This window comes from Acinetobacter sp. UBA5934, from assembly GCF_002430855.1.
In the GTDB taxonomy this organism is placed as follows: domain Bacteria; phylum Pseudomonadota; class Gammaproteobacteria; order Pseudomonadales; family Moraxellaceae; genus Acinetobacter.
In genome coordinates this window covers 1-10,977 of the sequence record NZ_DJDC01000051.1, presented here as the reverse complement: position 1 = coordinate 10,977, position 10,977 = coordinate 1, and the positions used below count along the sequence as shown (strand labels likewise).

The 10,977-nt window shown below is 42.8% G+C and carries 10 protein-coding genes and 1 pseudogene; 4 read left to right on the top strand and 7 right to left on the bottom strand.

Features of this window, described 5'->3' with window-relative positions; all coding sequences use genetic code 11:
• A pseudogene (locus B2Y23_RS03600) lies at positions 1-706 on the top strand (iron-containing alcohol dehydrogenase); the annotation flags it as partial.
• A 48-nt stretch (positions 707-754) separates the two neighbouring features.
• Positions 755-1,192 (top strand): acyl-CoA thioesterase, encoded by a 438-nt coding sequence (locus B2Y23_RS03595; RefSeq protein WP_291369065.1) that lies wholly within the window; start codon positions 755-757, stop codon positions 1,190-1,192.
• Positions 1,193-1,194: 2 nt separating this feature from the next.
• On the opposite strand, the gene dnaX is transcribed toward B2Y23_RS03595, so the two are convergent.
• From dnaX to B2Y23_RS03570, 5 genes are all read right to left on the bottom strand, one after another.
• Complete coding sequence (gene dnaX, locus B2Y23_RS03590; protein ID WP_291369063.1) at positions 1,195-3,333, bottom strand: DNA polymerase III subunit gamma/tau; 2,139 nt, start codon at positions 3,331-3,333, stop codon at positions 1,195-1,197.
• Between the two features lie 133 nt (positions 3,334-3,466).
• Positions 3,467-3,916, bottom strand: coding sequence for a copper resistance protein NlpE N-terminal domain-containing protein (locus B2Y23_RS03585; protein ID WP_291369061.1), 450 nt, complete (start codon positions 3,914-3,916; stop codon positions 3,467-3,469).
• A gap of 76 nt (positions 3,917-3,992) precedes the next feature.
• Positions 3,993-5,252 carry a serine hydrolase domain-containing protein gene (locus tag B2Y23_RS03580; RefSeq protein ID WP_291369059.1) on the bottom strand — a complete coding sequence of 420 codons (1,260 nt, stop codon included), beginning with the start codon at positions 5,250-5,252 and terminating at the stop codon, positions 3,993-3,995.
• Positions 5,253-5,338: 86 nt separating this feature from the next.
• Positions 5,339-6,193: a MaoC/PaaZ C-terminal domain-containing protein gene (locus B2Y23_RS03575; RefSeq protein WP_291369057.1), complete on the bottom strand. Its 855-nt coding sequence runs from the start codon at positions 6,191-6,193 to the stop codon at positions 5,339-5,341.
• Positions 6,194-6,351: 158 nt separating this feature from the next.
• Positions 6,352-7,743 (bottom strand): 3-oxoacyl-ACP reductase, encoded by a 1,392-nt coding sequence (locus B2Y23_RS03570; protein ID WP_291369055.1) that lies wholly within the window; start codon positions 7,741-7,743, stop codon positions 6,352-6,354.
• Between the two features lie 240 nt (positions 7,744-7,983).
• Between B2Y23_RS03570 and B2Y23_RS03565 the strand changes: the two genes are divergently transcribed.
• A complete protein-coding gene (locus B2Y23_RS03565) occupies positions 7,984-9,501 on the top strand; it encodes an acetyl-CoA C-acetyltransferase (RefSeq protein ID WP_291369053.1) in 1,518 nt (505 codons plus the stop codon).
• A gap of 77 nt (positions 9,502-9,578) precedes the next feature.
• On the opposite strand, the gene B2Y23_RS03560 is transcribed toward B2Y23_RS03565, so the two are convergent.
• Both B2Y23_RS03560 and aceI read right to left on the bottom strand, forming a co-directional pair.
• A complete protein-coding gene (locus B2Y23_RS03560; protein ID WP_291356918.1) occupies positions 9,579-10,106 on the bottom strand; it encodes a hypothetical protein in 528 nt (175 codons plus the stop codon).
• Between the two features lie 214 nt (positions 10,107-10,320).
• Positions 10,321-10,749: a chlorhexidine efflux PACE transporter AceI gene (aceI, locus tag B2Y23_RS03555; RefSeq protein WP_291356916.1), complete on the bottom strand. Its 429-nt coding sequence runs from the start codon at positions 10,747-10,749 to the stop codon at positions 10,321-10,323.
• Between the two features lie 84 nt (positions 10,750-10,833).
• Between aceI and B2Y23_RS03550 the strand changes: the two genes are divergently transcribed.
• The coding region (locus B2Y23_RS03550) for a LysR family transcriptional regulator (protein ID WP_291369071.1) at positions 10,834-10,977 on the top strand (144 nt) is incomplete at its 3' end.

Here is a 10,977-nt window from a genome sequence, read left to right as displayed (position 1 = left end):
CATTGTCACCACCGGTGAAACCACCAAAACAGGTATTGTTTCGTCGGTTTTATTTGCCGATGTGGCCATTTTAGATGCGACTTTTACCCAAAACCTGCCCGCGCATATTACCGCGGCAACCGGCATCGATGCGATGGTACATGCCATTGAAGCCTATACCTCAAAAATCAAAAAGAACCCTTATGCCGATATGCTCGCTAAACAGGCCCTGAGATTACTCAATAAAAATCTGAGCCTGGTTCTCGCCGATGGGCAAAATTTAGAAGCACGTCAAAATATGCTGGTTGGTTCCATGCTTGCCGGACAAGCCTTTGCCAATGCACCGGTTGCTGCCGTACATGCGCTGGCTTATCCTCTAGGTGGACATTTTCATATTTCTCATGGGCATAGCAATGCTCTGGTTTTGACTGAAGTGTTAAAATTCAATGCACCGAATGCCAAACAGCACTATGCCGAGCTGATGTGCTGGCTAGACCCGAAAAGCAACGGCAGTACAGACGGGTTATGTGATTTATTCATTGATCATATGCAGAATCATTTAGATAAAAGTGGCCTGATTTTAAGACTGAAAGATCTAAATATTCCTGAAAATATGCTGGAACAATTAGCCAATGATGCGATGCTGCAAACGCGGTTATTGCAAAACAACCCACGTGATCTCAGCCAACACGATGCATGGGAAATTTATCAAGCTATTTATGCATAATTCGAATTTATACTGCTGATAAAAATCAAGATTTAAGCGACTATACCAATGAAACAGATACCTAAGCGACGTGCAGATTTTTCATACTTTTTGCCTATTCAAACCCGCTGGTCCGATAATGATATTTATGGACACGTCAATAATGTGACTTATTACAGTTATTTTGATACTGCCGCCAATTCCCTGCTGATTGAAAAGGCAGACTTTGATATTCGCTATTCGCCCGTGATTGGATTAGTGGTGGATTCTGCCTGTAGTTTTTTTCAGGAATTATCTTATCCTGAAATCATTGATGTCGGAGTGACTATTTCCAAACTGGGAAATTCATCTCTGCAGTATGATTTAGCCATTTTCAAACAGGGCCATGATGTGGCTTCTGCGCAGGGTCATTTCGTGCATGTATTTGTTGACCGCCAGACACGAAAAAGCACCCCGATTCCAATCAAAATGCGGGATGCTCTCTATCCATATAGCGTAAATGAATAAACTTATTTGAGCTGGATATTCTGTATTTCACCTTCAAAGTTTTGCAAAAGCTCTTTGACCGCAGGTTCGGCATGCAGTAACTCTGCCGCACGCGCATAAGCTTTTTCTTTACGCTCAGTTTGCATACTATACGGCGTCGTGGTTGCTACTTCTGCATAGTGAACCTGAAAATGTGTACTCGACCATTCACTTTTTAACGCCTGCTCCAAGGCATGCTGCAACTGAGTCAATAGGGCTTCATATTGCTTTGGAATATGGAAAGTCGATTCACCATTGATCTGTCCAGTCATTACGCCCTGTTGTGCCAACTCTTGAACTGCAGGTGATAATTCACTGTTGCGGAACCAGTACTCCCATTTATCCACCGTCCATTCACCTTCAAGCACTTGAGGCTTTAATTTTAGAATATCCTGTGGCATCAATGTCGAAGTCGTCGCCTCACTCGCTTGGACTGGTTCATCCTTGGCAAGTTCTACTTCCACATGAGGTGTGGGTTCAACTGCTAAATCAAATAATGAATCTTGGGCTGTTTCTTCTACAGCTAGCTGAGTTTGTGGTTGAACTTCCGCTTGAGATTCAACTAGGGTTGTTTCATCGCTTGTTAAAGGCACTAATTCATCAAACAGAAAGTCATCACTGCTTGCTTCATCAGTTGTATTGCTGAGCACTTCCGGCTCATTCTCAAAGCCAAATAATGCATCGTCACTCGATGGATCGAAGATAATTCTTTCTGACTGTGCTTGATCCGAATTTAATGATGAATCTGCTGATTTAGACAGCACTTCAGCTTCTACTGTTTCTTGTTCCAGGAAATCATCTGAACTTGGTTCATCTACGGAAACAGACGGAGTTGAAACTTCATTAAACGGGTCGTCATCATACTGCCCATCATCAAAATCATCGTATACAGCTGCTGATTCAACCGATGTGACCGATTCTACCGCTACATGTTGCGAGGATTGCTGCTGTGAAATCTCTGAATGAACCGGTTGTTGTACTACGGGCTGAACGTTCTGTGTAACGACTTGCGCTTGTGATACAGGAATTTCATTCGGCTGTAATGGACGGAACGCCAACAAACGTAGCACGCACATCTCAAAGCCCTGCTCTTGCGTCACGGCAAGTTGCAGGTCGGCGCGGCCTTTGCACGCCACCTGATAATACAGCTGTAAATCTTGTGCTGAAATGAGTTGAGACAACTGCATAATCTTTTGATTGATTTCAGCACTATATTTCAAGCTTAGCTCAGGCAGATATTGTAATAATGCCAGTTCATGCAAGGTCGAAATCAGCTGATCTAAAACCAGTGACACATCCAAGGCCTGTTGCCGGAATTGCATCAATAATTGACTGACCCGTGCTTGCTGGTTTTGATGAATCGCCAAGATCAGATCATAAATGATGGTGCGGTCAATCAAGCCAAGCATGTCTTTAACATCCTGATGCTGGATTGCGCCCTGACCATACGCAATCGCCTGATCGGTTAAAGATAAGGCATCACGCAATGACCCTTGGGCAGATTCAGCAATTTGCCAGATTGCATCCTGTTCGGCCTGAATCTGTTCCTGCTTTAGAATATTTCCCAGATGTTCGGTAATTTCATCGACTGCAAGCGGACGCAAAGTAAATTGCAGGCAACGTGAAATCACGGTAATCGGTAATTTTTGTGGATCAGTGGTGGCAAAAAGAAATTTGACGTGTTCTGGCGGTTCTTCCAGTGTTTTGAGCAGCGCATTGAAAGAATGCGTAGAAAGCATATGCACTTCATCGATCAGATAAACCTTAAAACGACCTTGGGTCGGTGCATAGGGAACGTTATCTAATAATTCACGTGTATCTTCTACTTTTGTGCGTGATGCCGCATCAATTTCGATTAAATCGATAAAACGGCCTTCATTCACCGCCTTACAGGTGGCACACACTTCACACGGCGTTGATGTCACCCCAGTTTCGCAATTTAGGCATTTCGCCAAAATACGCGCAATGGTGGTTTTACCTACTCCGCGAGTCCCGGTAAACAAATACGCATGATGCAACCGACCACGTTCCAAGGCACTCGTTAGTGCGCGTGACACATGGTTTTGCCCCACCAATTCATTAAAATTACGTGGACGGTATTTTCGTGCAAGTACTTGATACATGTATGCTCCTTTTTACAGGTCTAAGCATACTGTTTTTTTATAAAATAGTGAAATAAATGCCAGCGTTTGCGTAATAAAAATCCTGTATTTATCCGGTTTAAATACAGGATTTAAAATTGTTTGAATAAATGGATTAAGCTAACTTGTCCAAAACAAAATCACTTTGCATCTGATAAGGTTTTGCCGTCTTGTCGACACGAATTTCCAAGACTTTTTCGTCTAAATCTACATAAAGCAAATTACGTGTGGACACGTTGATCAGCTCAATTTTGTTTTCATCTTTGGCATCAAAACGCAGCTGACCAGTCAGGGTTTCTAATTCGTTATGACCACTCAAACTTTCACGGGTTAAAGTATAGGTTTTGTCTTCATGCAGCTCTAAAGCAACCGCCATTCCTGGACAATCTTCACAACGGGATAAACAGCCCATACATGGCGTAGTACCTTCATATTTTCCTGCCCATGCTGCGATTTGCTTTTGCGATTCTATCGATGCCTTGTTTTGCGGATCTGATTGATTGGCATCCTGACATCCCAATAATGCAGCACTTGCCACCAAAGGAATCAACACTACATTTTTCATGAAAGATCAACAGCAGCTAAAATCGCAGGAAAAGTAGCATATTTTTCAGCTATTTTCTCAAGCAAAATGTTGCAAATTAAAACCAGCCTTTACGACCATATAAAACCTGATCTGCACAGCGCAATGCTTCCTGCGTTAAGCCCCATAATCGGTAATCTCCGGTTATGGATGCGACAGGAAAATTATGAATATAAGCAAAACTTAATCCACGCTCCGGATCGCACCACGCACCAGAACCATTAAAGCCCATATGACCAAAACCTTGGGAGGATTTGCCCAAAGTCAGTATCCGGTGATAACCCAAGCGCCAATGCATCGGTAAAGGCATAATACGGTCGCGTTTGGTGTATTGCACAGTACTCAACTCACGCATAACCGATGGGCGAATCAGTTGCTGACCACTCCATCGGCCATTATTGGCAAGCATGGCATAGATTTTTGCCAGGCTATTTGCCGTGAATACTCCATTCGCAGCAGGTATGACTGCTTGCAAGCCCTGATCACTAAAAAAGGAAAAATGCTTCATGCCTTTAGGAATCATGGCATCCTGAAAGTCTTGTGGATTCTGTCCACTCAGTTCAAGGAGTTTCTCAAAGATCGATGCTTTACGTGGTGTTTTAGTTGTCTTGCTTAACTGCGCTGGCTTTGCAGCATGGGTTTTATTTTGGGAAACCAATCTTGCAACACGATTCAGTTCAGTCTCTGGCACACCAAAATAAGCCCCATCAAGTTCCAAAGGAATGATCAGATACTTTTGCATCAATTCTGCTAAAGACTGATTTGTCGCTTTTTCAAGCGCTCCGCCCACCTGCCAGCCAAACATCAAAGGTTGATACGCCGCTCCATCTCCCACAGCAAACCGTGGTTCTGCTTTGGCAACGACATCTAACATATGTGACCAGTCTGCCATCTCTGTTGCAGCTGCAATGTTATTGCGGATATCATATAAACCACTTTGATGGCTCAGCATATGCCTTAAGGTGATTTTATCTTTACCGTTTTGCCCAAATTCAGGCCAATACTCGGCAACAGGTGTATCGTAATCCAACAAGCCTTCACTGGCCAAAATATGCGCCAAGGTGGAAAGCACCCCTTTGCCCGTAGAATAACAGACAGCCAGGGTATCAGCTTGCCAGCTTTCAGTTTCAGACTTTTTCCCGGTCCAGATATCAACGACTTTGCGTCCCTGAAAATACACCACCAAAGCCGCACCACCTGCATCTGCCCGCGTATCCTGCATGCGGCTGAATTGTGTGGCAAGGTCTATAAATCGCTCATCGACATGGCCTTGATAATTTGCTGTATTCGCGAAGATGTATTCTTTGATTTTTTTCATTCAACTGTGCTTTCCATAGACCAGTAATATGTTATTCCAAGCTTAAAATAAAAAAGCCTAAATCTACCGTGACTTAGGCTTTAGTCTTAAAGTGCTTTCACACTTCCCGTGACATGCGGTTTTTTGTTTTTACTGTTTCGAATGACGAATTCAGTGTCTTTGCCTTCCTGAGCAGTCAGGAACTCCACTTTTGAAGGCAAATACATCGGCAGTTTAAACCAGACATCAACCTCATAGGCATCCGGCAAAGTTAAGCTGGCAAGTACTTTCGCCTTACTCCACATTCCATGCGCAATGGCCTGTTTAAAGCCGAATGCTTTTGCTGTGATGGCATGAATATGAATCAGGTTAAAGTCACCTGAAGTTAGAGCATAACGGCGTCCTGTATTCTCAGAGACATTCCATTCTGCATTCAATTCATAGGCAGGTGTTTTATTATCGACCAGTTTAGGCGCAGCTTTAACATTGGTTTTTTGACGGGCCAAATAAGTAGTGATCCCTTCCATTACCACTTCATTACCTACTTTCGCCGTGGTAATAAAGTCAAATTGCACCCCCTTATCATGCGGTTGCAATTCACCAAATTTGCAAGACAAGGTCAACTGTTCATTGGTTCCTACTTTGCGGCTTTGTTTAATCTGGTTACGAATGTGCACCAGACCCAAAATTGCAAATGGAAAAGCCTCTGTCGTCATCATGTGCATCTGCAAGCTTTGCGACAGCACAGCTAAATAAATGGCAGGAATATAGCCATTATTTTTAAAGCCGCACACTTCGTTGTAAGCTTTAAGATGCTTTTGATCAACCTTGAATGAATCCACCACATATTCCACTTGCGGCAGTACTTTTTCACCTTTAGGCTTTTTAAAAATCAAGCCTTGAATCACTTTAGGATAAGCTAAATAAGGTTTTGGAAGTTGGCTAAAATGGCGAGTATTCATACTGAACCTTTGAGAAATTTTTCTAATTTATTTAATGGAGTTCTCTCTCCCTCTGGGAGAGAGCTAGAGAGAGGGTTAATAATATATCCCCTTATCTCCCTCTCCTAAATCCTCTCCCTGAGCTTTAGTTAAAGCGCAAGGGAGAGGACTTTAATGTGTTAAGCCCCTAGCAAGCTTTGACCACACACACGAACCACATTGCCATTTAAACCTGTAGACGCTGAAGATGCAAACAATGCAATCGTTTCAGCAACATCGACAGGCAAACCGCCTTGACTCATTGAGTTCATACGGCGACCTGCTTCACGAATTGCAAATGGAATTGCCGCTGTCATTTGCGTTTCAATGAAGCCCGGTGCCACGGCATTGATGGTTACACCATTTTTCAAGATTGGCGCAGTAAATTTAACCAAGCCAATGACACCTGCTTTAGAAGCAGCATAGTTGGTTTGACCCAAATTGCCTGCAATACCTGAAATTGAAGATACACATACAATACGGCCATTGGTATTGAAACCTTCATTTTCAAGTAAGTAATCATTTACACGTTCAATCGCAGACAAGTTAATGTTGATGACCAAATCCCAAAGCTCAGGCTTCATGTTTGCCAAAGTTTTGTCGCGGGTAATCCCTGCGTTATGCACGATAATATCCAGACCGCCTTGTGCAGCCGCAGCAGCCTTAATTTTTTCACCAGCATCTGCAGCAGTGATATCAATCGCTAAGGTTGAACCGCCAATTTCACCGGCAACACGGTCCAGATCAGCTTGCTGCTGAGGAACGTCCAGACAAATAACATGTGCACCATCACGTGAAAGTACGTGAGCAATCGCTTCACCAATACCACGGCTGGCACCGGTAACCACCGCGGTTTTTCCAGCCAGTGGCTTAGCCCAGTCTACATCTACCACATCGGCTTTAGACACGCGAATGACTTGACCAGACACATAAGCAGAACGTGGAGATAATACAAAACGCAATGTAGACTCAAGGTTTGCTTCAGCGCCTTCATCGACATAAACCAGTTGTGCTGCAATACCTTTTTTGAATTCTTTACCTACAGATTTTACAAAACCTTCAAGCGCACGCTGTGCAATGGCCTGTTTTACTGTCTTGGCAGTTTCAGGGCTAATACCCACAATCACCACACGGCCTGAAGCCTGAATTTGACGCGCAATCGGGTTAAAGAAGTGATAAAGTTCTTTCAGCTGTTCAGAATCTTGAATGCCTGACGCATCAAAAATCACCGCTTTAAATTTTGACTCTTTATCACCTTCATTAAATGCACCAAGATTTAAACCCGCTTTTGCAGCAGCCTGTTGCAGTTCTGCATTGTTGCCAGCATAGCCATTGGCATGAATATTGGCCAGAACCTGTGCAATTGCGCCCGATAATGTACTGGCTGATGCAGCACCAAATAACACCGCACCTTTTACTACAGGTGAAGCTGACTCGAAACGTTCTAAAGAAGTTGGTGACGGCAAACCTAAATTTTTGATGACAAATTTACCAATAGGAGATTTTGCAAAGGTTTGGTATTGATCAGTCATGTTTATTATCTCTCTTACAAATTAATTTTTGATGGTAGTGAACATATCCTTTTAACTTCAATAGGATGTCAGGCACTTATATTTCAATACATCCATCAGTTTCCATAGAATCATACTTGAGTTAAACCATGGATGTCTTGACCTGAATGCTTTGCCTAATGTCATTTTAGTCAATTCAGCTTTTTTTAAATTGTGGTAATGTACACCCCAAGAATACTGTAAAATGCTTGGAAAAGCCTGATGAGCAAAACAACTCAAGAAAATCCGGCAGTCGAAAATTCTGCTACTGAAACTGTGTCAAAACCATCAAAAAGTACTCCTCGTACAACTAAAACTTCTGGCACAGCAGCCAAGCCAGCAAACAATACGACTAAAACGACCCGCACTCGTTCCACGTCACCACGTAGTACAACGACTACTTCAACGACCCAAACAGCTGAAACTCCAACACCAACGTCAGTTCAACAGGATAAAACCATGAGCCAAAACACAGTTCGCCGCGTTGCTATTATCGGTGGTAACCGTATTCCTTTTGCCCGTTCAAACGGTGCTTACTTTACTGCTTCTAACAGCGACATGTTTACTGCAGCATTAAATGGTCTGATTGAGCGTTTCAATTTACAAGGTCAACGTTTAGGCGAAGTCGTTGCCGGTGCAGTTTTAAAACACAGCCGTGACTTTAACATGACACGTGAGTGTGTACTGAATACTGAACTTGCTCCAGAAACACCTGCTTACGATATTCAGCAAGCATGTGGAACAGGCTTACAGGCAGCTTTCCTTGTTGCCAACAAAATTGCTTTGGGTCAAATTGAAGTCGGTGTTGCCGGTGGTGTAGATACCACTTCTGATGCACCAATCGCTTTCGGTGACGGCTTACGTAAAGCATTACTTGAATTGAACATTGCGAAAACAGCAAAAGACCGCTTAAAAGCATTAACCAAAATCAATGTAAAAGACTTGATGGATGCACCAAAAAATGGGGAGCCACGTACCGGTCTTTCTATGGGTGATCATCAAGCGATTACTGCACTTGAGTGGGGCATTTCTCGTGAAGCTCAAGATGAACTTGCAGCATCTTCACATCAGAAAATGGCAGCTGCATACGAAGAAGGTTTCTTCGACGACCTCATTACTCCATTCCTTGGTTTAGAACGTGACAACAACTTACGTGCTGACTCATCTGTAGAAAAACTTGCAAAACTTAAACCTGCATTCGGTAAAGGCGATGCGCGTACCATGACCGCAGGTAACTCAACTCCACTGACTGATGGTGCATCTTGTGTGCTTTTAGCTTCTGAAGAATGGGCTAAAGCCAATGGTCATGAAGTTCTTGCTTACTTAACTTTCCAGGAAACTGCTGCAGTTGATTTTGTCGAGAAAAAAGAAGGCTTGTTAATGGCGCCTGCTTATGCAGTTCCACGTATGCTTGAACGTGCAGGTATTACTCTTCAAGACTTTGACTACTATGAAATCCATGAAGCGTTTGCTTCTCAAGTGCTTTCTACCCTTAAAGCATGGGAAGATCCAAAATTCTGTAAAGAACGTTTAGGTCTAGATGCTCCACTGGGTTCTATTGACCGTAGCAAATTGAACGTTAAAGGTTCATCTCTTGCAGCGGGCCACCCATTTGCAGCAACTGGCGGCCGTATCATTGCAACTGCTGCTAAATTGCTTAACCAGAAAGGTTCGGGCCGTGTACTTGTTTCAATCTGTGCTGCTGGCGGCCAAGGTGTTACAGCGATTATTGAAAAATAACGCTGTTTTCACTTGCTAAATAAAAAGCCCTCGAAAATTAACTTTTCTGAGGGCTTTTTAATTCAATAGCTTAAAGCTTATCGCGTAGCACGATCCCACGCTTCTTTAACTGCAATTCTCGCTTCATTCCAAGTTAAGCGTGACAATCCTTTCGCATGATCCCATTTAATTTTTAGATCATTTTCTACATCTTCAAAACGCGTACTTGCATCATACTGAGGACGGTTTTCATAGCCAATTCGATAGGCATTTTCATAGTCTCGCTCGTAATCCAAGTCCGAATAGGTGGTCAGCGTTTCTGCATAGTAAGGTGTGGTATGTGCAGTTTCTCTCCAATAGGCTTCTTCTTCTGTCGGGTTCACTGCTTCAGCGGCACCTTTACCAGCCAAACCACCGACTACTGCACCTACGGCGCCGCCGACTATTGCTCCAACTGGGCCACCTACTGCTCCAACCGCTGCGCCTGCTGTCGCACCACCAACTGCACCAACGCCTGTCCCGACTGGATGGGCACCCGGCTCACCAGTAATTGGATCTGCATTTAAATCATCTCGAGCATCTTTAGGAAGGTTTTTTACAACGTCACGATCAAAATTGTCATTCATATTGGTCTTATCCTTTTATCATGCTTTTAAAATTAGGTTTAAAACAGCTTATAAAAATTATGCACTTTTCTCATATTTAAGCAGTGCATTTTTAATATAAAGGAGATCAAACCCGAGTAATGCAGCAAACTGTCAGTTTTAGGTTAAGGAATGTACCTGAAAAGATAAAAATCTTTTCTTAAATAAGAGATCAAAATATTAATTAATTTTTAAATCATGTTTGATAACTACGATCTATTCCTAAATGGTTTTCAATAATGTCATAGCCCCATTGAAACACGAAGGTATAAACCAGAATACACAGCGTCATGCTGAGGTCAGTCAAAACTGCCTGCCAAATCCCCATATTCAGCGCATAAGCCACCATTGGAATAGTGACCAACATTAAACCACCCTCAAATCCCATTGCATGCAGTATCCGAACCCTCACCGTTCTTTTCAGTTTACGTTTGGCTTCAAACTTTTCAAAAAAGTGATTGAAAGTCATATTCCAAAATAGTGAGGTAACTGCCATGGCAATACCCAAGGTCCCTGTCACTTCCATCGGCACTGCAAAAATAAAGCTCAGCACGATCGCAATAATCACCAGCAGGATCACTTCATAACTTAGCGCATGAATTATCCTTCTTTTGGAAATCAACATTTTAAAACTCATTGGTTTGGATGAAGGCATTTTATTTTGATAATATTGATTAATCGAATTAGATTCTTTCAAAAGTTTTGATAGATGAATATTAACCAAGAACAACTGATCATTTTTAAGACCGTGATTGAAAGCGGTTCATTTTCTGCCGCTGCCAGAAAACTCGGCAAAGTCCCCTCTGCAATCAGCATGTCAATTGCCAATCTGGAAATTGACCTCAATTTATCG

What these genes read in the sequence shown, in the direction of transcription:
- B2Y23_RS03595 (WP_291369065.1), top strand. Translation starts at nt 755, where the DNA reads ATGAAACAGATACCTAAGCGACGTGCAGATTTTTCATACTTTTTGCCT.
- dnaX (WP_291369063.1), bottom strand. Translation starts at nt 3,333, where the DNA reads ATGTATCAAGTACTTGCACGAAAATACCGTCCACGTAATTTTAATGAA.
- B2Y23_RS03565 (WP_291369053.1), top strand. Translation starts at nt 7,984, where the DNA reads ATGAGCAAAACAACTCAAGAAAATCCGGCAGTCGAAAATTCTGCTACT.
- B2Y23_RS03580 (WP_291369059.1), bottom strand. Translation starts at nt 5,252, where the DNA reads ATGAAAAAAATCAAAGAATACATCTTCGCGAATACAGCAAATTATCAA.
- B2Y23_RS03585 (WP_291369061.1), bottom strand. Translation starts at nt 3,916, where the DNA reads ATGAAAAATGTAGTGTTGATTCCTTTGGTGGCAAGTGCTGCATTATTG.
- aceI (WP_291356916.1), bottom strand. Translation starts at nt 10,749, where the DNA reads ATGTTGATTTCCAAAAGAAGGATAATTCATGCGCTAAGTTATGAAGTG.
- B2Y23_RS03570 (WP_291369055.1), bottom strand. Translation starts at nt 7,743, where the DNA reads ATGACTGATCAATACCAAACCTTTGCAAAATCTCCTATTGGTAAATTT.
- B2Y23_RS03575 (WP_291369057.1), bottom strand. Translation starts at nt 6,193, where the DNA reads ATGAATACTCGCCATTTTAGCCAACTTCCAAAACCTTATTTAGCTTAT.
- B2Y23_RS03560 (WP_291356918.1), bottom strand. Translation starts at nt 10,106, where the DNA reads ATGAATGACAATTTTGATCGTGACGTTGTAAAAAACCTTCCTAAAGAT.